General features: G+C 69.4%; 21 protein-coding genes. 4 read left to right on the top strand and 17 right to left on the bottom strand.

All coding sequences use genetic code 11. From position 1 onward, the window contains the following. Window positions 1-8 precede the first annotated feature (8 nt). From K8940_RS05480 to K8940_RS05460, 5 genes are read right to left on the bottom strand one after another with little or no spacing between them, the layout of a single operon-like run. A complete protein-coding gene (locus K8940_RS05480) occupies window positions 9-1142 on the bottom strand; it encodes an acyl-CoA dehydrogenase family protein (RefSeq protein ID WP_223395777.1) in 1134 nt (377 codons plus the stop codon). Window positions 1143-1179: 37 nt separating this feature from the next. Then, window positions 1180-1962 (bottom strand): SDR family NAD(P)-dependent oxidoreductase, encoded by a 783-nt coding sequence (locus tag K8940_RS05475; RefSeq protein WP_223393562.1) that lies wholly within the window; start codon window positions 1960-1962, stop codon window positions 1180-1182. 9 nt (window positions 1963-1971) lie between these two features. After that, window positions 1972-3231, bottom strand: a complete 1260-nt coding sequence (locus K8940_RS05470; protein ID WP_223393560.1) for an acetyl-CoA C-acetyltransferase — start codon at window positions 3229-3231, stop codon at window positions 1972-1974. A 57-nt stretch (window positions 3232-3288) separates the two neighbouring features. After that, complete coding sequence (locus K8940_RS05465) at window positions 3289-5538, bottom strand: CaiB/BaiF CoA-transferase family protein (protein WP_223393558.1); 2250 nt, start codon at window positions 5536-5538, stop codon at window positions 3289-3291. Beyond that, window positions 5535-5957 carry a GFA family protein gene (locus K8940_RS05460; RefSeq protein ID WP_223393556.1) on the bottom strand — a complete coding sequence of 141 codons (423 nt, stop codon included), beginning with the start codon at window positions 5955-5957 and terminating at the stop codon, window positions 5535-5537. Before K8940_RS05460 ends, K8940_RS05465 begins: the two co-directional genes overlap by 4 nt. 125 nt (window positions 5958-6082) lie before the next feature. On the opposite strand from K8940_RS05460, the gene K8940_RS05455 reads away from it, so the two are divergent. After that, window positions 6083-7543, top strand: coding sequence for an aldehyde dehydrogenase family protein (locus K8940_RS05455; protein ID WP_223393554.1), 1461 nt, complete (start codon window positions 6083-6085; stop codon window positions 7541-7543). After that, window positions 7540-8748: an acyl-CoA dehydrogenase family protein gene (locus K8940_RS05450; RefSeq protein WP_223393552.1), complete on the top strand. Its 1209-nt coding sequence runs from the start codon at window positions 7540-7542 to the stop codon at window positions 8746-8748. Before K8940_RS05455 ends, K8940_RS05450 begins: the two co-directional genes overlap by 4 nt. A gap of 24 nt (window positions 8749-8772) precedes the next feature. Here the strand turns inward: K8940_RS05450 and K8940_RS05445 are convergent, their stop codons facing one another. From K8940_RS05445 to K8940_RS05430, 4 genes are all read right to left on the bottom strand, one after another. Continuing rightward, the gene (locus tag K8940_RS05445; protein WP_223393550.1) at window positions 8773-9783 is read right to left on the bottom strand and encodes an acyl-CoA dehydrogenase family protein; all 1011 of its coding nucleotides are present in this window, start codon (window positions 9781-9783) and stop codon (window positions 8773-8775) included. Next, the gene (locus K8940_RS05440; RefSeq protein ID WP_223393548.1) at window positions 9780-11396 is read right to left on the bottom strand and encodes a GMC family oxidoreductase; all 1617 of its coding nucleotides are present in this window, start codon (window positions 11394-11396) and stop codon (window positions 9780-9782) included. The genes K8940_RS05445 and K8940_RS05440 overlap by 4 nt, the downstream gene beginning before the upstream one ends. Before the next feature lie 28 nt (window positions 11397-11424). Next, the gene (locus tag K8940_RS05435; RefSeq protein WP_223393546.1) at window positions 11425-11742 is read right to left on the bottom strand and encodes a 2Fe-2S iron-sulfur cluster-binding protein; all 318 of its coding nucleotides are present in this window, start codon (window positions 11740-11742) and stop codon (window positions 11425-11427) included. Window positions 11743-11809: 67 nt separating this feature from the next. Continuing rightward, on the bottom strand, window positions 11810-14266 hold the full coding sequence (locus K8940_RS05430; protein WP_223393544.1) for a TonB-dependent receptor: 2457 nt from the start codon (window positions 14264-14266) through the stop codon (window positions 11810-11812). 218 nt (window positions 14267-14484) lie between these two features. Here K8940_RS05430 and K8940_RS05425 point away from each other — a divergent pair, with 218 nt between their 5' ends. After that, window positions 14485-15144, top strand: a complete 660-nt coding sequence (locus tag K8940_RS05425) for a TetR/AcrR family transcriptional regulator (RefSeq protein WP_223393542.1) — start codon at window positions 14485-14487, stop codon at window positions 15142-15144. Between the two features lie 4 nt (window positions 15145-15148). Here the strand turns inward: K8940_RS05425 and K8940_RS05420 are convergent, their stop codons facing one another. From K8940_RS05420 to K8940_RS05385, 8 genes are all read right to left on the bottom strand, one after another. After that, window positions 15149-16366 (bottom strand): cytochrome P450, encoded by a 1218-nt coding sequence (locus tag K8940_RS05420; protein WP_223393540.1) that lies wholly within the window; start codon window positions 16364-16366, stop codon window positions 15149-15151. A 14-nt stretch (window positions 16367-16380) separates the two neighbouring features. Then, a complete protein-coding gene (locus tag K8940_RS05415; RefSeq protein ID WP_223393538.1) occupies window positions 16381-17880 on the bottom strand; it encodes a class I adenylate-forming enzyme family protein in 1500 nt (499 codons plus the stop codon). A 44-nt stretch (window positions 17881-17924) separates the two neighbouring features. Further along, on the bottom strand, window positions 17925-19106 hold the full coding sequence (locus K8940_RS05410; protein WP_223393536.1) for an aromatic ring-hydroxylating oxygenase subunit alpha: 1182 nt from the start codon (window positions 19104-19106) through the stop codon (window positions 17925-17927). A 59-nt stretch (window positions 19107-19165) separates the two neighbouring features. Further along, window positions 19166-20404 carry an NAD(P)/FAD-dependent oxidoreductase gene (locus K8940_RS05405; protein WP_223393534.1) on the bottom strand — a complete coding sequence of 413 codons (1239 nt, stop codon included), beginning with the start codon at window positions 20402-20404 and terminating at the stop codon, window positions 19166-19168. Window positions 20405-20408: 4 nt separating this feature from the next. Continuing rightward, window positions 20409-21248, bottom strand: coding sequence for an alpha/beta fold hydrolase (locus tag K8940_RS05400; protein ID WP_223393532.1), 840 nt, complete (start codon window positions 21246-21248; stop codon window positions 20409-20411). 12 nt (window positions 21249-21260) lie between these two features. Further along, a complete protein-coding gene (locus K8940_RS05395) occupies window positions 21261-22427 on the bottom strand; it encodes a thiolase C-terminal domain-containing protein (RefSeq protein ID WP_223393530.1) in 1167 nt (388 codons plus the stop codon). Further along, window positions 22424-22819, bottom strand: a complete 396-nt coding sequence (locus K8940_RS05390; RefSeq protein WP_223393528.1) for a Zn-ribbon domain-containing OB-fold protein — start codon at window positions 22817-22819, stop codon at window positions 22424-22426. Before K8940_RS05390 ends, K8940_RS05395 begins: the two co-directional genes overlap by 4 nt. Window positions 22820-22969: 150 nt before the next feature. Further along, window positions 22970-23629 carry a TetR family transcriptional regulator gene (locus K8940_RS05385; protein WP_223393526.1) on the bottom strand — a complete coding sequence of 220 codons (660 nt, stop codon included), beginning with the start codon at window positions 23627-23629 and terminating at the stop codon, window positions 22970-22972. 251 nt (window positions 23630-23880) lie between these two features. On the opposite strand from K8940_RS05385, the gene K8940_RS05380 reads away from it, so the two are divergent. Then, the gene (locus K8940_RS05380; protein WP_223393524.1) at window positions 23881-24885 is read left to right on the top strand and encodes a phosphoglycerate dehydrogenase; all 1005 of its coding nucleotides are present in this window, start codon (window positions 23881-23883) and stop codon (window positions 24883-24885) included. Window positions 24886-24930: the final 45 nt, after the last annotated feature.

The raw sequence follows: 24930 nt of genomic DNA, 5'->3' as shown, positions 1-24930 counted from the left end.
CTCTTCCCTCAGGCTTCCAGCGTCCGGGCGATCAGCAGCTTCATGATCTCGCTGGTCCCGCCGTAGATCCGCTTGACCCGTACGTCCTTGTACATCTGGGCGATCGGGTACTCGTTCATGTAGCCATAGCCGCCGAACAGCTGCTGGCAGGCGTCGACGATGCGCTGGGCGCGTTCCGACACCCAGTATTTGGCCATGCTGGCGGTCGCCGCGTCCAGCTGTCCCTCGACGTATCGAACGATGCAGTCGTCGACGAAGCTACGGGCGACCATCGCCTCGGTCTTGCAGCCGGCCAGCACGAACTGGGTGTTCTGGAAATCCAGCAGCCGCTTGCCGAACGCCTTGCGCTCGCGGACATAGGCCAGGGTGTGATCCAGAGCCGCCTCGATCAGGGCCAGGCTCTCGATGGCGATGATCAACCGCTCCTTCGGGAGCTCCTTCATCAGCTGGTAGAGCCCCTGACCGGGAACGCCGCCGATCAAGTTATCCACAGGCACGACCACGCCGTCGAAGAACAGCTCGGAGGTGTCGCCCATCTCCAGCCCGACCTTGTCCAGGTTGCGGCCGCGCGTGAAGCCAGGAGCCTGATCGGTCTCGACCACCAGCAGCGAGATCCCCTTGCTGCCGGCGTCCGGATCGGTCTTGGCGACGACGATGATCAGGTCGGCCAGCTGGCCGTTGGTGATGAAGGTCTTCTGGCCGGTGATGACATAGCGGTCGCCGTCCAGACGCGCCGTGGTGCGGATGCCCTGCAGGTCCGAGCCCGCGCCCGGCTCGGTCATGGCGATGGCGCAGATCCGCTGGCCCGAGACGATGGCCGGCAACCAGCGGGCGCGCTGGCCGTCCGTGCCGTACTTCTCGATGTAGGCGGCGCAGATGGCGTTGTGCAGCGGCACGCCCCAGCCCTCGGCGCCGATCAAGCCCAGCTGGCGCAGCAGCACCGCCTCGTGGCGGAAGTCGCCGCCGGCCCCGCCGTGGTCGGGCGAGACCGACAGGCCCAGCAGGCCGGCGTCGGCCATCTCGCCCCAGGCCGAACGCTCGACGACGCCGGCCTTGCGCCAGCGGTCCAGGCGCTCGGGCGGGAACTTGTCGGCCAGAAGGCGCGAGACCGACGACTCGAACATCGTCAGCTCGTCGTCCATCCAGCGCGACGGGGCGGAGAAGACGCCGCTCAAGCGACTAGCGCGGGGCCATGCGGATGCCGCCGTCCAGGCGCACGTCCTCACCGTTGAAGTAGCCATTGGTGATCATGGTGATCGCCAGTTGGGCGTATTCCTCCGGCGCGCCAAGGCGCTTGGGGAACGGCACGCTGGCCGCCAGGCCGGCCTTCACCGGTTCCGGCGCAGCGGCCAGCAGCGGCGTGTTGAAGATCCCGGGTAGGATGGTGTTGACGCGGATGCCCTCGCCCATCAGGTCGCGAGCGATTGGCAGGGTCATGCCGACCACGCCGCCCTTCGAGGCGGAATAGGCCGCCTGGCCCATCTGGCCGTCCTCGGCGGCGACGCTGGCGGTGTTGACGATCGCGCCGCGCTCGCCGTCTTCCAGCGGCTCCAGGTCCAGCATGCCCTTGGCCGACTTGGCGATGCAGCGGAAGGTGCCGACCAGGTTGATCTGGATGATGCGGTCGAAGGCGTCGAGCGGGAAGTGCTTGGTCTCGCCGCTGGCCTTGTCGCGGCTGGCGGTCTTCACCGCGTTGCCGGTGCCAGCGCAGTTGACCAGGATCCGCTCCTGGCCGTGGGCGGCGCGGGCCTTCTCGAAGCCGGCGTCGACGTCCTCGTCCGAGGTGACATTGACCTTGCAGAAGAGGCCGCCGATCGCCTTGGCGACCTCCTCGCCCTTGGCCTCGTTCATGTCGAAGATGGCGACCTTGACGCCCTGTGCGGCGAGCGCCCGGGCCGTGGCTTCGCCCAGGCCGGAAGCGCCGCCGGTGACGACGGCGGCGACGGTGTTGTCGAGTTTCATGGAAGGTCCCTAGGCTTCGAGGCGTTCAATGATGATGGCCGGGGCCATGCCGCCAGCGGCGCACATGGTGACCAGGCCGTAGCGGCCGCCGGTGCGTTCCAGTTCGTCCAGCACCGTGCCGATCAGGATCGCGCCGGTGGCGCCGATCGGGTGGCCGAGGGCGATGGCGCCGCCGTTGACGTTGACCTTGGCGCGATCGAGCTTCAGGTCGCGGATGAACTTCTCGGCGACGACGGCGAAGGCCTCATTGATCTCCCAGAGATCGATGTCCTCGACCTTCAGCCCGGCCTTGGCCAGCACCTTGCGGGCGGCGGGCACGGGGGCGTTCAGCATCAGGGTCGGGTCGTCGCCCATATTGGCCATGGCCACGACGCGGGCCCGCGCCTTCAGGCCGTGCTTCCGCGCGTAGTCCGGCGAGGCCAGCAGCACCGCCGCCGCGCCGTCCACCACACCCGACGAGTTGCCGGCGTGGTGCACGGCCTCGATCTTCAGATCCGGATAGCGGCGATTGATCTGCTTGCGGAAGGTCGCCCCCTGCTCGTCATAGGGAAAGTCGGCCAGGGCGGTGAAGGCGGGTTTCAACTGGGCCAGGCCCTCGGCGGTCGTCTCCGGACGGGGATACTCGTCATGGTCCAGGGCGACACTGCCGTCGTGGTCCAACACCGGGACGATCGACTTGGAGAAGCGCCCCTCGGCGATGGCGCGCGCGGCGCGCTTCTGGCTTTCCAGGCCCAGGGCGTCGAGGTCCTCGCGGCTGATGCCTTCCAGGCTGGCGATGGCGTCGCCGCAGACGCCCTGGTGCGATTGCGGATGCAGCGCGTCCAAGTGGGCATTGCCCGAGCCCATCAGGCCGGGCGGAAAGCCCGCCGCCTGCTCCTGGGCGGCCATGGCGGCGGTCAGGCTCATCATCTCGACGCCGCCGGCGACGATCAGGTCCTCCATGCCGCTCATGATCTGGGCGGCCGCCAGGTTCACCGTGGTGATGCCGCCGCCGCAGAAGCGATCCAGCGTCATGCCCGAGGCCTTGATGTCGTAGCCGGCGTCCAGCGCCGCCATGCGGCCCAGGTCGCCGCCCTGCTTTCCTTTTTGCGTCGAGGTCGACCAGATCACGTCGTCGACATCGGCGGTGTCGAGCTTGTTGCGCTCGGCGATCGCCTTCAGGACCGTGGCGGCCAGATGCTGGGGATGCAGATGGGCCAGAGCCCCCTTCCCCACCTTGCCGACGCCGCGCGGCGTACGGACAGCGTCGATGATCAATGCCTCGGCCATTTTCGGCTCCTCCCTGAACCTTGTTAACTTAGCGATTAATTGGTCGATTAAATATCGTCAAGCCGTTTGCCGCTTTTCGGCGGTGGCGTCCCTCGCGGCGCGGGCGGCGGCGAGGACCTCGCCCTCCACCGGCTCCAGGACGCCGGCCGCGACCAGGGCCTCGATGCGGGCGCGGTCCAGGCCCAGCCAATCGGCCATGACCCCGGCGGTGTGCTCCCCGACCAGCGGCGCCGGCTCGGCGCGAGCGTCGGCCAGCGTCGCGCTGGCGACGTGCGCCCGCTCGGCCACCACCGGCTCGGCCAGGTAAGGATGGTCCTCGACCCGATAGAAGCCGCGCTCGCGGTAGTAGGCGAAGTCGGTCAGGTCGGAGACGCGCAGCATTCGCGCGGCCGCGACGCCGGCGGCCTGCAGGGTCGTCATGGCCGCGTCGGCCGAGCGCGCCGCGATCCAGGCGCCGACCGCCTCCCGCGTCGCCTCGCCGCCGATCGTCGCGGCCAGGGCCTTCCGGTCGGCCTCGCTTCGCACGCTGACCACGCACCATTCGTCGTCGCCCGCAGCGGGGAAGACGCCGTCGCGCCAGGCGTGCGAAGCGGCCACCTCGCCGCGCGAGGCCCTGGCGACCTCGCCCGCGAAGTGGCCCAGCATGACCTCGGCCTGGGCGACGCTGGCGCGCCCCCCTCGGCCGATGCGCAGGCGGCGGATCAGCAGGGCCGTCACCGCCATGGCGCCGATGCGGGCGGCCACGTGATCGGGATAGATGGTGATGGAGTCGCTGAAGCTCTCCGGATCGTCGTCATAGCGCCAGGCGCGGGTCAGGCCCGTGACGGCGCGGACCAGCGGGCCATAGCCCATGCGCTCGGCCCAGGGCCCGGTCGCCCCGAAGGCCGAGCTGTCGGCCATGACGATGCGCGGATTGATCCGGGAGATCGCGGCGAAGTCGATCCCCAGTCCCTCCAGGGCGCCCGGCTTGAAGTTGGACAGGATGACGTCGGCCTTGGCCGCCATCTCCAGGAACAGGGCCCGCCCCTCGGGATCACGCAGGTTCAGGCCGAGGCTGCGCTTGTTGCGATGGCCGGCGGCGAAGCTGACCGACAGGCCGTAGGACAGGTAGGACTGGCGATTGCCGTCCGGAAAGGCGCGGCTCTCCACCTTGATCACGTCCGCTCCCTGGTCGGCCAGGAGACGCCCCTGCTCGGCCCCGACGACGATGACGCCCAGGTCCAGCACCTTCAGCCCCTCGAAGGCGCGCGCGCCCGGCGCGACGGGCTCGGCCCAGGCGTTGATGTGCGTCTCCGGCGAGGCCACGACCGGCCCCATCCGCGCGCCGTCGATGGTGACGACGCCGTTGGGCAGCTTCACGCCGTCGACCTCGACCAGCGCCTGGCGCGCCGCCGCATGGTCGGAGATCATGAATTCGTCGAGATCCAGGACGGCCGAGATCGGCACGCCGTGCGCCTGACCTTCCCGCTCCAGGTCGGCTCGCGTGCGGTCGGCGAAGAAGGCGGCGATGGCCGGCAGCAGGTCCGGCGACTTGTACCGCACGCCCGTCTTCTCGAACTCCGGCGAGGCGAAGGCCTCAGGCGAGCCCATCCAACGGAACATGCCCTGCCACTGCCGCTTGGCCAGCAGGCAGATGCGCACATGGCCGTCGGCGCAGGGCAGGATCGGATATTGGAAGCCCTTGGCGGGCCGGTCGCGCGCCAGCAGGTGGGCGGGCTTGCCCAGGGTGGCGCTGCCGGCGATGCCATAGCCGGGGTCCAGGGCCTGCACCGCCCCGTCAAGGGCCGAGAAGTCCAGGTGGTCGCCCTGGCCGGTGCGCAGGGCGTGATACAGCGACACGGTCAGGGCGTAGGCGGCCTGCGAGGCCGCACACTGGTAGGCCAGCTCGCCCGGCGGCGGCAGCGGCGCGCGCCCTCGAACGCCCGACCGCGAAAGCTCGCCGCTGAGCGCGTGCAGCACGAGGTCGCTGGCCTTCCAGTTCGAGAGGCTCGTGTCGCTTCCGAAGGCGCTGACCGCCATCGTCACCAGCGCCGGGCGGTGGGCGCGCAAGGCGTCCAGGTCGATCGCCCGGCCCTCGTCGAAGACGATGACGCCGGCGTCCGCCAGCAGGTCGTCGGTCAGCTCGCCCACGCGATGCTTGCCGACATTGGCGACGAGATCATCCAGAGCGTCCTCGGCCGGACCGTCGTCGACCCGCGTGACGCTCGCGCCCAGCTCGGCCAGGTAGCGCGTGATCGCGGCCAGCGGGCCGCGCACCAGGTCGACGACCTTGATCCCGGCCAGCGGACGATCCACGTCGCCGCTCACGCCGCCGGCCCTTTCTCGAAGCGCGGCAAGCCTTCGGGAATGGCCGCCCACGGCAGGGCCGAACGGGTCCAGATGTGCATTTGCGGCGCGAAGGACTCCGGCGCGTCCAGTGTCCCGGCCTTCAGCGCGATCATCTTCGGCGCCGCCGTCGGGACCGAGCGGATCGGCGAGCCGCACGTCCCGCAGAACTGCCGCTCGATCGGCGCGCCGCTCTCGGTGTCGGGATCCAGCCAGCTGGCCAGGTCGCCCTCGACGCTCATCGTGTCGGCTCTGACGACCAGATTGACCGAAAAGGCCGCGCCCGACTGCCGCCGGCAGCTGGTGCAGTGGCAGGCGATCACCGCCAGCGGCGGCGCGGCGATCTCGTAGCGCACGGCGCCGCAGTTGCAGCCGCCGTGCAAGGCTCCCTGGTCGGTCATCTTCTCTCCTCCCGAGGCCTTCAGGCCATCTTGATTTCGATTTTATCTAACGTCATTAGATTGAACCGACAAGCAGCCGCGGGGCGATGCATCCCGAGGACCACAACGGCGAGGAGATCACGCTCATGTCGACCCCATCCGACCAGACCCCATTCGACCAGACCTACGCCCTGACCATCGACGGCGAGGCGGTGAAGACCGCCGCCACGATCGCGGTGCGCAACCCCGCCACGGGCGAGGTCTTCGCCCAGGCGCCGACCGCCGACGCCGCCGATCTGGACCGCGCGGTGGCCGCCGCCCAACGGGCGTTCAAGGACTGGAGCGCCACTCCCCTTGCGGAACGCAAGGCCCTGTTGCTGAAGGCCGCCCAGATCATCGACGACCACGCCGCAGAGCTCGCCGCGCTGTTCACCCGCGAGCAAGGTCGTCCCCTCCCCGGCGCGACGGCCGAGATCAAGGGCGCGGCCATGTGGCTGAAGGCCGGGACCATGCTGGACATCCCGGTCGACGTCACCGAGGACACCGCCACGCGCCGCATCGAGGTGCATCACGTGCCTCTAGGCGTGGTCTGCGCCATCGTGCCGTGGAACTTCCCGGTGCTGCTGGCGATCTGGAAGATCGGCCCGGCCCTGATGGCCGGCAACACCATCGTGGTGAAGCCCTCGCCGTTTACGCCCCTGACCACCCTGCGGATCGGCGAGCTGCTGCGGGGCGTCTTTCCGCCCGGCGTGCTGAACGTCATCAACGGCGGCGACGAACTGGGCCCGCTGATGACCGCTCACAAGGGCTTCGCCAAGATCTCGTTCACCGGCTCGACCGCCACCGGCCGCCGGGTGATGGAGAGCGCCGCCCGCGACCTCAAACGCATCACCCTGGAGCTGGGCGGCAACGACGCGGCCATCGTCCTGCCCGACGTCGATGTCGACGCCGTGGCGGCCCAGCTGTTCGAAGGCGCCTTCCACAACACCGCCCAGGTCTGCGTGGCGACCAAGCGGCTGTTCATCCACGAGGACATCTACGATCGCCTGCGCGACCGCCTGCACCAGCTGGCCAAGGACCTGCCGGTGGGCGACGGGACCCAGCAGGGCGTCCGCTACGGCCCGGTGCAGAACGAGCCGCAGTATCGCCGCGTGCTGGGCCTGATCGACGAGGCTCGCCGGCAGGGCCTGACCCTGCTGGAGGGCGGCCAGGTGCCCGAGCGCGGCTACTTCGTGCCCCTGACCCTGGTCGACAATCCGCCGGACGACGCCCGCGTGGTGACCGAGGAAGCCTTCGGCCCGGTGTTGCCGCTCTTGAAGTTCAGCGACATCGACGACGTGGTCCGCCGCGCCAACGACACTGAATACGGCCTGGCCGGCGCGGTGTGGTCGGCCGATGTCGAACAGGCTGTCGCCATCGCCCATCGCTTGGACACCGGCACGGTGTGGATCAACCAGAACCTCCAGTCGACGCCATTCACCCCGCTGGCCGGGGCCAAGCAGTCGGGCTTCGGCCAGGAGAACGGCCTGCCGGGCCTGCTGGAATTCACGCGCCCCAAGGCGATCTACATCCCCAAGACGCCCGCGACCAAGGTGGCCGCCGAATGACCCTGGCCCTGTCGCCGCGCGACGCGGCCTTCCGGGACGAGGTCAGGGCCTTCCTCGACCGCGCCCTGACGCCCTCGCTGCGGCGCGCCGGGACGCTGATGACCAGCGTCTATTGCGACCACGAGGCCCAGCTGGAATGGCAGGCCCTGCTGCACGCGCAAGGCTGGGCCGCGCCGTCCTGGCCGGTCGAGTACGGCGGCTGCGGCTGGACCGCCGTGCAGCGCTACATCTTCCAGCGCGAGCGGCTGCTGGCCGGCGCCCCGACCTCGCCGCTGGGCATCAACATGGTCGGCCCGGCGATCATAGCGTTCGGCGACCCGGCCCAGAAGGCCTTCTTCCTCCCCAGGATGCTGAGCGGCGAGCACCTGTGGTGCCAAGGCTATTCCGAGCCCCAGGCCGGCTCGGACTTGGCGGCCCTGGCCATGCGGGCCGAGCGCGACGGCGACGACCTGATCTGCACCGGGACCAAGATCTGGACCACCCACGCCAATGTCGCCAACTGGATGTTCTGCCTGGTCCGCACCGACGCCAGCGGCCGCAAGCAGCAGGGCATCACCTTCCTGCTGATCGACATGAAGAGCCCCGGCGTCACCGTGCGTCCGATCGTCATGTCCTCGGGCGAGGCGATCCAGAACCAGGTGTTCTTCGACGAGGTCCGCGTGCCGGTCGCCAATGTCGTCGGCGGGCTGGACCAGGGCTGGACGGTCGCCAAATATCTGCTGGAATACGAGCGCGGCGGCAGCGCCTACGCGCCCGAGCTGCGGGTCAAGCTGGACGCCCTGCGCCGGCAGGCGGGCGACGAGCTGGCGGCCAATCCCCTGCTGGCCGCCCGTGTTGCCGAGACCGAGATCGAGGTTGAGGTGCTGGACGCCCTGGAGGCCGAGATCCTGTCGGCGCTCTCGGCCGACAAGGCGATCGGAACCGACGCCTCGATGATGAAGATCCTGGGCACCGAGCTGCAGCAGCGGGTGACGGAGCTGGCGCTGGAGGCCGCCGGTCCCCTGGCCCGCGCCTGGCAGCCGGGGGTGTCGGTTCCGGGCGGTCCGGTGATCGGCCATCCCCTGCCGCTGGACGATTACAGCAGCGGCGAACCTTGGCGGGCCATCGCGCCTCTGCGCTATCTGAACGAACGGGCAGGAACGATCTATGCCGGCGCCAACGAGATCCAGCGCGGTATCCTGGCGAAGGCCGAACTGGGGCTCTAGCGGGAAAAGACGCGCGGCGGCCCGTCAGGCCGCCGCGCCAGTCACCGAGAACCTCGTCAAATGATGGTCGGCGCCGCCCAGCTGGCCCTCGATCACGGTCAGCCGCTTGAAGCAGCGCCCGATCGGCAACTCCTCGGTCATGCCCATGCCGCCGTGCAGCTGCACGGCGCTCTGGCCGACGAAGCGGCCGGCGCGGCAGATAGTGACCTTGGCGGCGCTGACCATGCGAGCGCGCGAAGCCAGACCGCCGTCGATGGCCATCACCGCCCGCCGGGCGATGGCGCTGGCGCGGCGGGCCTGGATGTTCATGTCGACCAGCCGGTGCTGCACCACCTGGAACGCGCCCAGCGGCTGGTCGAACTGTCGCCGTTGCTTGGCGTAGCCGACCGTGTCGCGCACCAGCCGGCGCATCAGGCCGGCGGCCTCGACGCAGATCGCCGCGACGGCCTCGTCCCGCGCGAGGGCGAGATCAAAGGCCGGCGCGATCGGCGAGCCTGCCTCGACGCCGGCGAAGGTGACGTCGGCGGCCATGCGGCCATCGATCGTCGCCACGGGCCGCATCGACAGCCCCACCGCGCCCTGATCGACGAGGAAGACCCCGGCGTCGGCGGCGACCAGCCGGGTCCGCGCCGCCAGGGCGTCGACCACCACCTTGGCCTCGCCCCGCAGCCGCCAGCCATCGCCTTCGGGCAGGGCCGAGACGTGGTCGGCGCTCTCCAGTCCGGCGACGGCGACGACCGCGCCGGCTCGCGCCATCTCCTCAAGCAGGACGTCGCCCTCCGGCGTCGGCGACCGCGCCAGCAGACCGGCGGCGATGATCCCCGTCTCCAGGAACGGCGTCGGCAGGCACAGCTCGCCCAGGGCCTCCAGCACGGGCTCGGCGTCGGCGAAGGTCAGGCCAAGCCCGCCTCGCGCCTCGGGGATCCGCAGGCTGGTGACCCCGGCCGCGTGCAGCTCGCGCCAGGCCTCGTTGGCGCCGACCGACGACAGGCGGCCCAGCAGGGCGTCCTTCAGTTGGTGGTGATCGAAGCTCATCCGGTGACCTCGGCCTTGGCGTCGGCCAGGATCAGGTCGGCGGCGCGCCAGGCCATGGCCATGGTCGGACCATTGGTGTTGCCGGCGGGGATGGCCGGCATGATCGAGGTGTCCATCACCCGCAGCCCCGTGACGCCCCGCACCCGCAGCTTGGGATCGACCACCGAGCGCGGGTCCGAACCCATCCGGCAGCTGCCCACGGCGTGATAGCCGCAGGTGCCGAAGCGGTCATAGGCGTCCAGGATCTCGGCGTCCGTCCGGACGGCCGGGCCTGGCATGGTCTCCTCGGCGATCAGTTCGGCCAGGGGCGACTGGGCGGCGTAGTCGCGCATCACCCGGATCGCCCCGACCATCGACTGGCGGTCGGCCTCGGTGGCCCGGTAATTGGGCGTGAAGGTCGCCGCCGCGTCCGGGTCGCGGGTCTCGATATGGATGCTGCCGCGTGAGGTCGGGCGCAGCGGATAGACCACCGCGTTCATGCCCGGGAACGGCTCCAGCGCGGTCCGCTGCTTGGCGAAGTCGAAGCTGTAGGGCGCGATCAGCATCTGGGCGTCGGGGCGGTTCAGGCCGGGCCGGGTCTTGAACCAGCCGCCCAGCTCGTAGGCCGCCGAGGACATCGGCCCGTCGCCGGTCAGGTAGTAGCGCGCCGTGGCCCGCAGCAGCCGCCAGCCGGAGAACTCGCGGTTCTGCGAGACCTGCTGATTCAGCTTCCACTGCATGATGACGCCACGGTGCTCGATCAGGCCTTCGCCGACCTCGGGATTGTCGTGGACGACCGGGACGCCCAGGGCCGCCAGCCGCTGGGCGTCGCCGATCCCGGAGCGCTCCAGGATGGCCGGGCTGGCCATGGCGCCGCCGCAGACGATCACCTCGCGGCCCGCGCGGATCGTCTCGACCGCGCCGTCGCGCAGGATCTCGACTCCGACCGCGCGCCGGCCCTCGAAGATCACGCGATTGACCGTTCGCTCGGTCAGGATGGCCAGGTTCGCGCGCTTCTCGATCGGATGGATGAAGGCGGTGGCCGCGCTCTGGCGCTTGCCCTTGTGGATGGTGCGCGGCGCATAGCCGATCGACACCGCGTCGTCTGGGGCGTTGACGTCGGTCTTGACCCTCCAGCCCAGCGCCCGACCCGCCGCGACCTGGGCGGCCGAGAGCCTGTCCTTCAGGGTCGGCATCGAGACCTTCAGCGGCCCGCCGGCCCCGCGCGAGGCGTCAGCGCCCAGCTCGTGGTCCTCCAGGGCGCGATAGGCCTCCTGGATGTGCTCCCAGCGCCAGTCGTCGCTGGACACCTCGGCGATGGCCTCGAAGTCCGCCGGCTGGCCGCGCACGTACATCATGCCGTTGACCGAGGTGGACCCGCCCAGCACGCGCCCGCGCACCCACACCTCGGACTGGCCGGCGGTGGAGGCCTCGGGACGGCTGGCGTAGGCCCACAGGTGCTTGGGGTCCTGCATCACCTTGGCCAGGCCCTTGGGCATGGAGATGAAGGGGTGGTTGTCGCGCGGACCGGCCTCGATCAGGGCCACCCGCACCGACGGGTCCTGACTCAGCCGATAGGCCAGCACGCAGCCGGCCGCCCCGGCGCCGGCGATCACGTAGTCGTAGTCGGCCATGGCCTGGTCTCCCGATGTCAAAGGCGGATCAGTCTTCGGGCGCGATCGCCACTTCCAGACCGTCCATCGCCGCTTCGAATTTCAGCTGGCAGGACAGGCGCGAGCGGTCGCCGCGATGTTCGGAGCTGTCGAGCAGGTCGTTCTCGTCGCCGGCCATGGGCGCCAGGCGGTCCAGGTGCTCGGCCTTCACATAGACGTGGCAGGTCGCGCAGGAACAGCAGCCGCCGCACAGCGCCACCAGTTCGTCGAAGCCGGCGCGGCGGATGATCTCCATGACGCTGAGACCGACCTCGGCCTCGATCTGGTGTCGGGTCTCGTCGCGCGTGATGACAGTGAGGCTGGGCACGGGGGTCTTTCGATCGTTTCACGTAGCTGGGAGCGAACGGACGGGGGAGTGCCCGCTCGCTGGGGGTTCAGAACTTCAGCGACAGCTCCAGCAGGATCTCGCGCGGGTTCTCGACGAAGGCGGACATGTCGGCCAGGACGCCGGTGTTGGTGCCGGTGCCCGTGCCGCCGGCGAACGGGATGTCGTTGGCCGAGGTGACCACCAGCTCGTTCGTCAGGTTCTTGCCGATCAGGGCCAGGGTCCAGCGATCCTCCGGCCCGCTGATGCTGATGGAGGCGTCGACCTTGGTGTAGCCGGACTGCCAGCCATCGGGACGCAGCGTGTCGGTGAAGTTGTACTTGGACGTACGGCTGACATCGCCCGACAGGCGCAGGGTGGCGCTGGACGACACCTCGCGCTCGTAGCTGGCCCCGAACCGGCCGGCGAACTTGGGCGCCTTGGGCGGGGTGCGGCCGTTGTAGTCCTGGGCGGAATAGGCCCCGGCCACCAGTTGCCTGTTGCAGCCCTGGGCGATGGTCTGGCCGCTGTAGCACTGGCCGACATAGTCCATGTACTGCACGTCGTTATAGGCCGCCGCGCCCCGTATGCTGAGGCCCGGCGCGGACGAGACGCGGTAGTTGAAATCGGCCTCGACGCCGCGCGTGCGCAGCTTGCCGGCGTTGTCGGCGATCAGTGACACCGACTGCGGATCGAAGGTCTGAACCTGCAGGTCCTTGTAGGTGTACTGGAACGCGGTGACGTTCAGCGACAGGTCGTGCCCGAACTGGATCGTGCGCAGGCCGACCTCGCCGCCCTCAGCCGTCTCGCTGCCGAACCGGCCGGCGTCGACGCTGGCGGCGGCGCTGAGCGCCTGCGAGATGTTGAAGCCGCCAGACTTGAAGCCCTGCTTGTAGGCCGCGTAGAGCGTGGTGTCGGTCTCTGGCTTGTAGCGGACGCTGATCTGCGGCGAGAGGTTGTCGTCCTTGAACTTGTCCTTGAACCGGATGTTGCCCGGGAAGGCCGCGGCGAAGGCGATGTGGGCCGGTAGCGCGTACTGGTAGGAATCGCGCGCTTCGTGCGACCAGCGCGCGCCGCCCGCCAGTTCCAGCTTGTCCGACAGGTTCAGCGTGCCTTCGCCGAAGACCGAGAAGGACTCGCTCTTGAAGCCGTTGTCGCGCTTGAAGGTCGTATAGGTTCCGGTGCTGGGATCCAGCGGCACCGGGAAGATGTAGGCGTCGGTGTTGAAGTCGAAATCGCCCTTCGACCAGAAGGCCCCGAACAGCACGTTGAACGGCCCTTCGAACTTCGACTGAAAGCGCACCTCCTCGGCGAACTGCTCGAAGTCGGCCAGCTGGGTGAAGGTGGCCGGATAGGCCTCGCCGGCGACGTTATTCAGGTCCGTCTGTTTGAAGTGGTAGTAAGACGTGATCGAGGTGATCCCGAACTTGCCCGCCGTCAGATTGCTGGTCAGGGCCGCGAACTGCGAGGCGAAGTCGGCGTACATCTTGCCGTCACGGGCGTAGCGGTAGTTGGCCTTGGCCACCTGGCTCGGAATGCTCGAGCTGTCGCTCACCCCGTTGATCTTGCAGTCGGCGTTCGGGCTGGGCGGAATGCCGTTGGCCGCGAACGGCGTGGTGCGGCCGCCGCCGCAGATGCGCTCGAGGACATCGGTCGGGCCGCCGTCCTTCAGGTCCGTCAGACCGGCCTTGAGCTGGAAGGTCAGGTTGGGCGCGGCGTCCCAGTCGACCGTGCCCCGGGCGCTGAACACCTCCTGGCCACCGCGCTTCTTGGCGTTGCGGTGGCGCTGCATGCCCAGCGGGTCGGTGTAGGTCTCGGCGGCGCTGTTGGTGAAGGCGCCGTCCGACTTCGAGTAACGGCCAGCCAGGCGGGCGCGCAGCGTGTCGCTCAGCGGACCGGAGACATAGCCCTCGACATAGCGCTCGCGCGCCTTGAAGCCGTAGCCGGCCTTGATCCCGGCCTCGGGCGTGGCGGTCGGGCCGTTGGTGACGATGCTGATCAGGCCGCCCGTGGTGTTCTTGCCGTAGAACAGCGCCTGAGGACCTTTCAGCACCTCGACGCGCTGGACGTCGTATTGCGGCAGGCTCAGCTCACGGCCCCGGCTCATCGGCAAGCCGTCCATCACGAACGACACCGACTGGTCGAAGCCCGCGCTTAGCGCCGTCGAACCGACGCCGCGCAGGAAGATGCTGGCCGACGAGCCCGAGGCCGCCTTGCCGGCGATCAGGCTGGGCACCATCGTCGCCAGGTCCGACACCCGGGTGACCGAATAGGTGGCCAGGGCCTTGCCGCCGATGGCCGAGATGGCCACCGGGGCGTCGATTAGGCGCTCGTCGCGCCGCCGCGCGGTGACGATGATCTCGTCCACCGAGGTCACGCCCGGGCGGGCGGCCTGCTCGTTGGCCGGCGCGGCCACTCCTTGCGTGGTTTCGTTGGCGAACGCCTGAGTGACCACCGCCATCTCGGCGCCCAGGGCCAATGCGGCGCAGGCCGCCATGAGGCCCGCGCGATATGCTTTCCCCGTCATCCGGAAGCTCCCTCTCCCATGGTCCACTGCCGGGACCTGGGGATAATCCTAATGATCGTAGATTGAAGGTCAACGGGCTTGATCTGAATTACTTCATCGATTGATTAGTTTTAAGGACGAGATCGCCCGGACGTTGCAGACTGGACGGCGGAACGCCGGCTTGAGCCGCGGCGGAGCGGATGCAAAAATGAGAATCCGTCGAACGTCAGGACAGTTTTTTGGCACGCCCCTCCTCTCCCCTGATCTCCCGCAGCAGCGCCGCAGAGGCGGCCCTGGCCGTGATCGACGAGGTAGGACTGTCCAGCTTCAGCCTGGCGCGGGTGGCGACCAAGATGGGCGTGCAGGCGCCGTCGCTGTACCACCACTTCGCCGACAAGGCCGCGCTGCTGGAGGAGGTGGCGCGCCTGCTGCTGCTGAACCTGCCGGGGATGGAAAAGACCGAGCTGCCCTACGAGGAGCGGATCGTCATGCTGTGCGTGTCGGCGCGGCGGTCGCTGCTGCGCCACCCGAACGCGGCGCTGCTGATGCTGCAGTTCTTCCCGCGCCATCTGCTGCTGAGCGCCTATAACGAGGCCGCCGCCAGCGACCCCTACCCGCCCGAGTTCCACATGGCGGTGATCGAGGGCACCGAGAAGCTGACCTTCGGCTCGGCCCTGTTCGCGGCCGCCGCCCAGGCGCGCGGCATCCCGCCGATGCCCGAGGCCGACCGCGAGAAGCTGCCGCGCCTGGCCCGCGCCCTCGACGCCAACCCGTTCGAAGACGAGGAGGCGCTGTTCGTGGAGACGGTGCGGATCTTCTTCACGGGCGTCGCCGAACGCCATCGCCGGGGCTCGCTGGGCCAGCCGGTCAGCGACAGCGTCCAGTTCGAGGGGGCCTGAGGCTCTAGGCCGCCGGCCATCGCAGCGGCAGCGACTCCAGCGCCATCACCGTGCCCATGCGGAACGCGTGACGCTCGCCGGGCGTGGGCTCGAAGGCTGGGATCCGCCTGGTCCACTCCTCGGCCAGGATCTTGATCTCCGCGCGGCCCAGCACGTGACCGACACACAGGTGGGGGCCCGACGAGAAGGTCAGGTGCGCGACGCGCTTGCGGTCCAGGTCGAAGGCGTTGGGCGCATCGAACTTGCGCGGGTCGCGGCTGCCGACGCACAGGACGTTCAGCACCATCTCGCCTTCGCGCAGACGGGCCTCGCCGATGTCGCGATCCTTGACCACCAGACGCGGGGTGTTGACCACGCCATACAGGCGCACGGCCTCGTCGGCGAAGGCCTGGGCCAGCGAGGGATCGGCGACCAGGCGGGCCTGGACGTCCGGCATCTGGGCCAGTTGCTGGAAGGCGAAACCGGTGACGTTGGTGACCGTGTCCATGCCGCCCAGGAACAGCACGAAGCTCATGGCCAGGATCTCGTCCTCGCTCATGGTGCGCCCATCGATGTCGACGGTGATGAAGTGGCTCATCAGCTTGTCGTCGGGATTGGCCCGCTTCTCGTCGATCAGGGCCTTCAGCGTGCCCAGGATCTCGGCGCTGAGACGGCCCAGTTCGGCGGCGTCGTTCTGGACCTCGAAGAAGCCCTCGGCCAGGCGCCGGAACTCCTGGAGCCGCGACAGGTCCATGCCCATCAGCTCCATGAACACCGTCACCGGGAAGATCTTCGAGACCTGGACCTGGAAATCGCAGCCCCCCTCGGCCACGACGCGGTCGACGATCTGGCCGGCCAGCTCGCGGATGCGCGGTTCCAGGGCCTTGACGGCGACGGGGCCGAACATCGGCATCATCGCGCGGCGGTAGGGCAGGTTCTCCGGCGGATCCAGGCTCAGCGGGATGAAGAACGGCGGGTTCTCGACCCGGGGAATCTGCATCTCGCGCACCGAGAAGTGCTCGGGATCGGTGACCACCGCGGTGATGGCGTCGAAGCCCTTGGCGATCCAGTGGCCGCCGTTGCGGTTTGTCCAGAAGAGATCGGGCGCGTCGGCCAGGGTCCTGGCGTAGTCGCCCTGGACGTCCTGGCCGATGCGGGGATCGCCATAGATGTCGAAGTCGAACACCAGGTGATCGGGAACATGCGCCGGCTGGTTGGCGGCGATGGTCGTGGGAGCGTTCATGGGAGCGGGTCCTCTCAGCGGACGCGGGCTAGGGTCTTGTGCGCGCCCGCATAGGCTTCGCGGACGGCGGGCTTGGACAGTTTTCCGGTGGCCAGGCGCGGCAGCGGCTCGGCCGAATAGGCCACGTAGCGCGGCACCTTGTAGTTCGAGAGGTTCTCGTTGCAGTGGGCGATCAGCGCCTCGACATCGATCTCGACCGGGCCGTGATAGACGACCATCGGGGTCTCGCCGAACTTCGGATCTGGGGCGGCGATGACCAGGGCCTCGACCACGCCGTGAAACTCGCAGACCACCCGTTCGACCTCGGCCGCCGAGATGTTCAGCCCGCCCGAGATGATCAGGTCCTTCAGCCGGTCGACAAAGGTCAGCAGGCCGCGCTCGTCCAGCATCCCGATGTCGCCCGAGTGCAGCCAGCCGTCGCGGATCGCCTGGGCCGTGGCCTCGGGATTGCGCCAGTACTCCTTCATCATGCCGGGCGAGCGCATCAGGATCTCGCCGGGCTCGCCGGGCGCGCAGTCGCTGCCGTCCGGACGCACGACCCGCAGATCGATGAAGAGGCCGCCCCAGCCGCACTTGTCGGGCTCCGACAGGGCCAGGTGCGCGGGCATGATGGTGGCGTTGCCGCCCACCTCTGTCTGGCCGTAGATCTGGCGCAGGATAACGCCCTTGGCCTTGTAGCGCTCCAAGAGCGCCCGGCTGACCCGCGCCCCGCCGACCGTGGCCAGGCGGATCGAGGAGAGGTCCGCGTCGTCGAACTCCGGCAGGGCCGCGATCGCCTCGAAGAACACCGGCACCGCAGCGAAACAGGTGATCTTCTGCGCCTGGATCAGCTTGAGGGTGTCGGCCGCCACGAACTGCGGGACCATGAAGATCGAGCAGCCCTGGGCGATGTAGTGCATCAACTGCACGAAGCCGGCCGAGGTGTTCAGCGGCGCCAGGCTGATGATCCGCGAGCCGGGCGCGGTCGATGTCTCCTCGGTCGCCCAGTTGGCGGCGTAGGCGGTCATCGAGCGGTTGGTAAAGACCACGCCCTTGGGCTTGGCCGTCGAGCCCGAGGTGGCGATGATCACCACGCGGGCGTCGGGATCGACGTCGCGCTCGACCTGAACGGCTTCACCGTCGCGCAGGGCCTCGATCTCGGCCATGGCGCGCACCGGCGGACCGGCCACCTGCATCTTGTCGGCGAATTCGGGGGCGGCGAAGGCGAAGCGCGGCTCGGTGTCCTCGCACAGCTCGCCGATCTCGCGGACGGTGTAGCGGAAATTCACCGGGCTCACGACGCCGCCCGCCCGGATGATCCCCATGATCAGGGCGCAATAGGCCAGGCTGTTCAGCGAGCAGATCGCCACCCGGTCGCCAGGCTCCAGGCCGTCGGCGATCAGCAGGGCCGCAATCCGGTCGGACCAGGCCTTGTAGGCGGCGTAGGTCAGCGTCTCGCCGCCCAGCACGACGGCCGGCTGGTCGGGCCGCATCCGCGCCCACCAGGCGAGCGCTCCGGACAAGGTCTGCGCCATGTTCTCTCCCTTGGACCGGTCTTCGCCGGCTCGCTTCGTCGGTCTTAGAGCAGCGCCTCGAGCGCCTCGTAGTAGCGGACGATGTTGCTCTCGAGCCCGCAGTAGACGGTGGTTTCGGGCACGCCCGCCTCCAGCCCGACCTGGCTGATCTCGGCCGCGCGGAAGTCCTCGCCGCCGAACACGCTCAGGATCAGCTCGTACGAGCGCTCGAACACCTCACGGGCCTTGTCCGTGGTCGGCGCGCCCGGGGTCAGCATGAAGTACTCGACCGTCGTGCGACCCGTGTCGCGCGGCATCAGGATCATCACGCTGGTGTAGTACTGGCTGGTCACCACCACGCAGTTGGGGAACGCCGTGTAGGCGTGGGTCACCAGCTTGTGGATGTTCTGGCCTGGGTCCTCGTCCAGCATCGCCGGGACATAGCCGATGCGGCCGGACACCTGACGGATATTGGGGCCGAACAGGTCGACGATGTTGGGCGCGTCCTGGAACAGGTCGCCGATCGACGCCGCGTGCAGCCGCTGGACGTGATAGCCCTCCAGGAACGGCTCCAGGATGACCTTCCAGTTGGCCTTCAGCTCGAAGGTCTTGCGGCCGTAGACGAAGGCGTCGGGGATGCCTAGGGCGGTGAAGTCGGCGGCGATCTGGTCGTGCAGTTGCGACCAGTCGGCCTCGCGCGTGCGGTCCAACTGGACGTAGACGATCCCGCCCCACTCGCGGGCCGGCAACTCGACCAGGCCGCGCTCGCTCTTGTCGAGATTGAGGAAGGCCTCGTTTCGCGCCACGCCGATCAGCTTGCCGTCGATCCCGTAGGTCCAGGCGTGATACGGACAGGTGACGCGGCCGCGCTTGTGGACCTCGCAGTCCTCCAGCAGCTTGGAGCCCTTGTGCTGGCAGGCGTTGAGGAACGCCTTGATCTCGCCCGACTTGGTGCGGGAGATCAGCAGCGGCACGCCATAGCCGTCATGCGCCATGACCATGCCCGGCTCGGGCAGCAGGGCCGACACCGTGACCGGCGCGGGATAGCGGCGGAAGATCCTCGCCTGCTCGGCGTCGAACCGCTCGCGGCCGGTGAAGATGGCGTTGGGCCGGGTGGCCTCCAGCGGCTCGACGACCGCGTCGACCTCGGCCGGGATCAGGCGGATGGCCGCCTGCTGGTTTTCGGTAAGCGCGGCCAGGGTCGTGACCTTGCGCTCGGCCGGCTTTCGTTCCGCGACGATATCCATGATCGCCTCCCTTTATCGTTGCCAGGAGCCTAGCACGCAAAAACCTAATGACAATAGTTTTAAAGCGCCAAAGCCCCCATTTCCTTGAGCGGAATGGCAGTGTCGGCCAGGTCGGCGGGCGCGATGCGGGCGCCGTCGACCACCAGCTTGCGGCCCTGGACGTAGTCCTTGACCGCGTTGACGCAGTCCAGCGCCGCCACCCGCCCCTGGCGCAGGTAGATCACCGAGAACGACCGCGCGCCGGGGTCGCCCCGCACTACCGCTTCGTCATGGCCGATCGACAGGCCCACGGTCTGGAGCTTCAGGTCGTACTGGTTGGACCAGAACCAGGGGACGGCGTCGTAGGGCGCCGGGCTCGCGCCCCGGATCTGGGCGGCGGCGACAGAGGCCTGGTCGTTGGCGTTCTGCACCGACTCCAGCCGGATCGCCGCGCCGTCGGCATAGCGATTGGCGTGCAGGGCGCAGTCGCCGATGGCGAAGACGTCGGCCAGGCTGGTCCGGCACAGGCCGTCGACCGCGACGCCGTTGCCGCCCTCCGCCCCGGCCGCCAGCAGCGGCGCGACCGAGGGTTCGATGCCGATGCCGACGATGACCATCTGGGCCGCCACGACCTCGCCGCCGGCCAGTCGCACGCCCGTGACGCGACCGCCCTCGCCTTCCAGGCAGTCGACACGCGCGCCCAGGCGCAGGTCGACGCCATGGGCGCGGTGCTCGGCCTCGTAGAAGCGCGACAGCGGCTCGCCCGCCACGCGGGCCAGCACCCGATCCAGCGCCTCCAGCAGCACGACCGGCTTGCCCAGCTTGGTCAGCACGGCCGCCGCTTCCAGGCCGATATAGCCGCCGCCGATCACCACGACCCGCTCGACATCCGGCAACTCGGCGATCATCCGGTCGACATCGGCGCGGGTGCGCACCGTATGGACGCCTTGAAGGTCATGACCCGCGCAGGGCAGCCGGCGCGGCGTTCCGCCGGCGGCCCAGACCAGCTTGCCGTAGGCCAGCGCCTCCCCGTCCGCGAGCGTGACCGTATGCGCCTCGGGATCGACGGCGACGACGGTGCGCTCCAGCAGCAGCGCGATCTCCCGCTCGCTCCAGAAGGCCTCGGCGCGCAGCAGCAGGCGGTCGAAGGTCTTGTCGCCGGCCAGGTAGTCCTTGGACAGGGGCGGTCGCTCATAGGGCGCTTCGGGCTCGGCCGACAGCAGGGCGATCGAACCGGCGTAACCACCCTGGCGCAAGGCGATCGCCGCCTGTCCGCCGGCATGGCCGCCGCCCACGATCACGACGTCGTAGCGCTGCATGGTCTCAACCCCGTTGGAGAACCGGCATCCGCCGGTCGAGGAATTCCAGGACGCCGGCGTTGAAGGCGTCGTTGCGATCGCCGGCGACCATGTGGCCCGCCCCGGCGACGTCGAAGACGTCCAGACGCGGCATCATGGCCTTGAAGGCCGCCACGCCCGCCGGGCTGACCACATCGCTGCGCAGGCCGCGCACCAGCAGCACCGGAACCTCGGTGCGGGCCAGAACCTCGGCCGATCGCCGGACCTCGCCATGGTGGATCTCGGGCTCGGCCTCGACGATGCGGGGATCCCAGTGCCAGCCCAGCCGCCCGTCGGGCCGCTGGCGCAGGTTGCGCATCAGGCCGCCCGGATCACTGGGACGCGGTCGGTCGGGATTGTAGGCCGCCACGGCGTCGACCGCCTCGTCCAGCGAGGCGAAACCCTCCGGGTGGCCGCGCATGAAGGCGACGATACGGCCCACGCCCTGGGGCTCCGGCTCCGGTACGATGTCGACCAGGACCAGCACCGAAGGGTTCAGCCCCCGCGCCACCGCCTGGATCGCGGTCGCCCCGCCCAGCGAAGCGCCGACCAGGGCGACCGGCGCGGACAGGTCCCGCGTCACCGCCGCCAGGTCCCGCGCCCGGTCGTCCGGGTGATAGGCGCCCATGGGCGACCAGTCGCTGTCGCCGTGTCCGCGCGCGTCGTAGTTGATGACCCGATAGCCCCGCGCCACCAGCGCCGCCATGGCGCCCGACCAGCTGTGCCGGGTCTGGCCGCCGCCGTGCAGCAGCACGACCACGGGCGCGTCCGCGGGCCCGTCGACATCGGCCGTCAGCCAGAGGTCGTCATCCGTCCGGAAGCGCATCCCGCCCACGGCTCAGCGCGCCTCCGTCGAGAAGATGGCCGAGCTGACCGTCGGCGCCCCCGGCCCACCGGCCAGCAGGCAGTGGCGCGCGCCCGGAACCGGATTGGCCGAGGTCCCGCGCAGTTGCTCCACCGCCTCGATCGCCATGCCGATGCCGTGGATGAAGCCCTGGGCCAGGTTTCCGCCCGCCGTGTTGACCGGCAGCCTGCCCGTCGGCGCGATCAGGTTCTCGTAACGCACGACCTCGCCGACGCTCTCATAGGTGCAGAAGCCATGGTCGATCAGCGAGGCCACGCCCTGGGCGCTGAAGTTCTCATACAGCTGCACCACGTCGATGTCGGCGGGCGAGAGCCCCGTCTGGGCCCACAGCCGCCGCGCCACCGACTCGAAGCCGGCCGAGGCGTAGTGGTCGTCGTTCTGCAGCAGGTCGCCCCAGCCACGTCCCGCGCCCTGGGCGACCCCCTTCAGGTAGATCGGCTTTTGCCTCAGGTCCCGCGCCCGCTCGGCCGAGGTCAGGATCAGGGCGCCGGCCCCATCGTTCTCGCGGCTGCAGTCGAACAGGTGGAACGGCTCGCAGATCATCCGCGAGGACCTGTAGACCTCCAGGTCCAGTTCCTTGCCGTAGCTGACCGCCTTCGGGTTGCGCGCGCCGTGGTGATAGGAAGCCCGGACCAGGTCCTCCAGGCACTGGCGGGGCACCTTGTGGTGCTCCAGCATCCGCTGGGCGCGCATGGCGCACTCGATGGCCGGCGCCACGTTGCCGGCGGCCATGATGTGGTCGTTCAGGTGGTGGGCCATCACCGCGCCGGACAGCCGGCCGCTGTCGCCCTGCACCAGGGCGCGAAACACCACGACCGTGCGCGCCTGGCCGCTGATGATCGCCGAGGCGGCGAGACCGAAGGCCGCCGCTATGCCGCCGCCACCGCCGCCGAACACCTGGGCCGACCAGCACAGGTCGCGGGTCCCGAGGTCGGGCGCCAGGCGGATCGGTTCGTTCTTGTCGTCGCCGTATGAGACGAAGCCGTCGATCTCGGACGGGTCCAACCCCGCGTCCTCGCAGGCGTCGACGATGGCGCCGACCAGCACGCCCTGCTCGGGCAGCGGCGCGCCGCCGCGCTTGTACTGGCGCACGCCGATCCCGGCGACGGCCGTGCTGACGGGAAACACCGGCGCGTTCATGCCGACACCGTCCAGCGCAGGCCGGGGATGGCGCGACCGTAGACCTCGGTGCTGGCGACATGGCCGGTTACCGGAACGCCGATGGCGGGCTCGCCCTCGCCTTCCAGCACGCCCATCAGGCGGATGCCGCCGGCCTCGGGCAGGGCCACAGACAGGGTGACGAACGGCGAGCCGAAGCCTTCCGTGCCTTCGAAAGGGTGCCAGGTGCGGGTCCAGGAATAGATCTCGCCGCGCATATCGACCGCTTGCCAGTCGAAGCTCCAGCCGCCGCAGTCGCCGCAACGGAACGGCGCGGGCCAGCGCCAGCGCCCGCAGGCCGCGCAGCGCGGCAGCGCCAGCTCGCCCCGCGACAGGGCCTCCCAGTAGCGTGTGTCCTGGCCGAGCCCTTTCACGGCGACCTCCCTGGCGGCGCGCGTTGTTTCGCGGCGTTCTAACCGTTCACTTAAAACCGATGGATCGAGGGATCAATCGGTTTTCCTAATGTCGTTAGATTTTTGTGCGCGCCCCGGAGAAAGGCGGTCGCGAACCGGGAACGGAGGGGGTCAGGCCCCGACGGCCTCGCGATCCGAGCGGGCCAGGACGCCGTGGAAGACCAGGTCCAGCACGTGCTGCACGTACTGCTGCCGGACCTGCTCGGTCAGCTCGGTCATGCCCAGCGTCGTGGGCAGCGAATAGCCGGCGTAGAAGATGTGCTCGCAGGCCCCGACGACGCTGTAGTACAGCATGCCCGGGTCCAGCGGCCGGAACGCGCCGTCGGCCACGCCCTGGGCGACGATGGCGCGATAGGCGGCGATCATAGGCTCGACGAAGATCTTGGCCACCCGCTCGCTGGACGCCTTGTCGCCCTGGACGATCATGTAGTTGATCAGCCGGTTGACGTACGGCGAGCGATAGTAGGTGTTGATGATGCCGCCGATGTGGATGCGCAGCTTCTGCTCGGCCGAGATGTCCATGCCGACCAACGCGGCGAGGTCGGCCATCGATCGCTCGGCCACCCGCTCCAGCAGGGCCAGCAGCAGGCCCTCCTTGCTGCCGAAATAGTACTTAATCAGCGCCGAGTTCAGCCCCGAGCGCTGGGCGATCTCGCTGAGCGAAACCTCTATGGTGGAGCGCTCCGAGAGCAGCGCGGCGGTGGCGTCGAAGAGGATCGTCCGCGAGTCGCGACGCTCGCCGCTGATTCCACTCGATTTCGCCCGCGCCATGTCGTCACCCCACCAGGACCATGTCGCCTAGCTAATCGATTGACTATGATGGTCAATGAAATTGTTCGCCCGCGCCTGCCGCGGGAAGTCAAAACCCCCTGGCGGGGTCGGCTCGTCAAGTGTGGCTAGCCGGGCGTCACACCTGCTTGGTATTCCGATAATTGGATCGAATGATGCACATTGCGATGTGGCGCGCGCCATGGTCATGGCTTTCTTTGGCCCCACTCACAGGCCGGGAAATCTCAAGACACATGCCTCGCCCCCGTAAGGTCGTCGTCACGCAGCGCTTCTTCGACGATCGGACCCAAGCCTATCTGCGCGCCCAGGGCGTGGAGGTGGTTCTCGCGCCGCTGCCGCCCGGCAAGGCCGACGGAGACCTCGATCACAACACGCTGGTCGGGATGCTGGCGGGCGCGTCCGGATGGATCGTCGGCCATGCGCGGGTGACGCGGGCCCTGCTGGAGGCGCTGCCGGACCTGCAGATCATCTCGCGGCGCGGGGTGGGCTACGAGCGGGTCGACCTGGAGGCCGCGCGCGACCTGGGCCGAGTGGTCACCATCGCGGCGGGCGGCAACGACGCCTCGGTCGCCGACCACGTCATCGGCCTGATGCTGGCCGTGGGCCGGCGTTTCCGCGAGTCGCAGCAGCGGATGCTGGACGGCGACTGGTCGATCCTGACGGGCTCGGACCTCTGCGAGAAGACCGTCGGCGTCGTGGGCCTGGGCCGGATCGGCAAGAGCGTGGTCAAACGGCTCTCGGGCTTCGACTGCCGGGTGCTGGTCCACACGACGCGGCCCGATCCCGCCTATGCCGAGGCCACGGGGGTCACGTTCGTCGACCTGCCCGAACTGCTGGCGCGCGCCGACTACGTCACCCTGCACGCGCCGCTGACGCCCCAGACCCGGTTCATGATCGACGCCGGCGCGATCGAGACGATGAAGCCGGGCGCCATCCTGATCAACACCGCGCGCGGCGGGCTGGTCGAGGACGCGCACCTGCTGGACGCCCTGCGCGCCGGACGGCTGGGCGGGGCCGGCCTGGACGTCTTCGTCAGCGAGAGCGACCCCAGCTACAAGCCGGTCTCCCAGGCCCTGCTAGCCTTGCCGAATGTGGTGGGCACGCCGCATGCGGGGGCCTCCTCGCGCGAGGGCCTGGAGCGCACCAACCTGGTGGCGGCGCGGTCGTTGGTGGCGGTCCTTGACGGCGTCGACCCCGCGCCGGAGTGTGTCGTCGCCGATGGCCGCCCCGGCCGCTGACCCAGCCTGCTGACCGGCGCCGTCCGCGCTCGCCGAAGGAAGAGC

Source organism: Caulobacter segnis (assembly GCF_019931575.1).
GTDB classification, from domain to species: domain Bacteria; phylum Pseudomonadota; class Alphaproteobacteria; order Caulobacterales; family Caulobacteraceae; genus Caulobacter; species Caulobacter segnis_C.
Note: the sequence above shows the minus strand (reverse complement) of the source record. Positions and strands in the feature narration are given on the sequence as shown.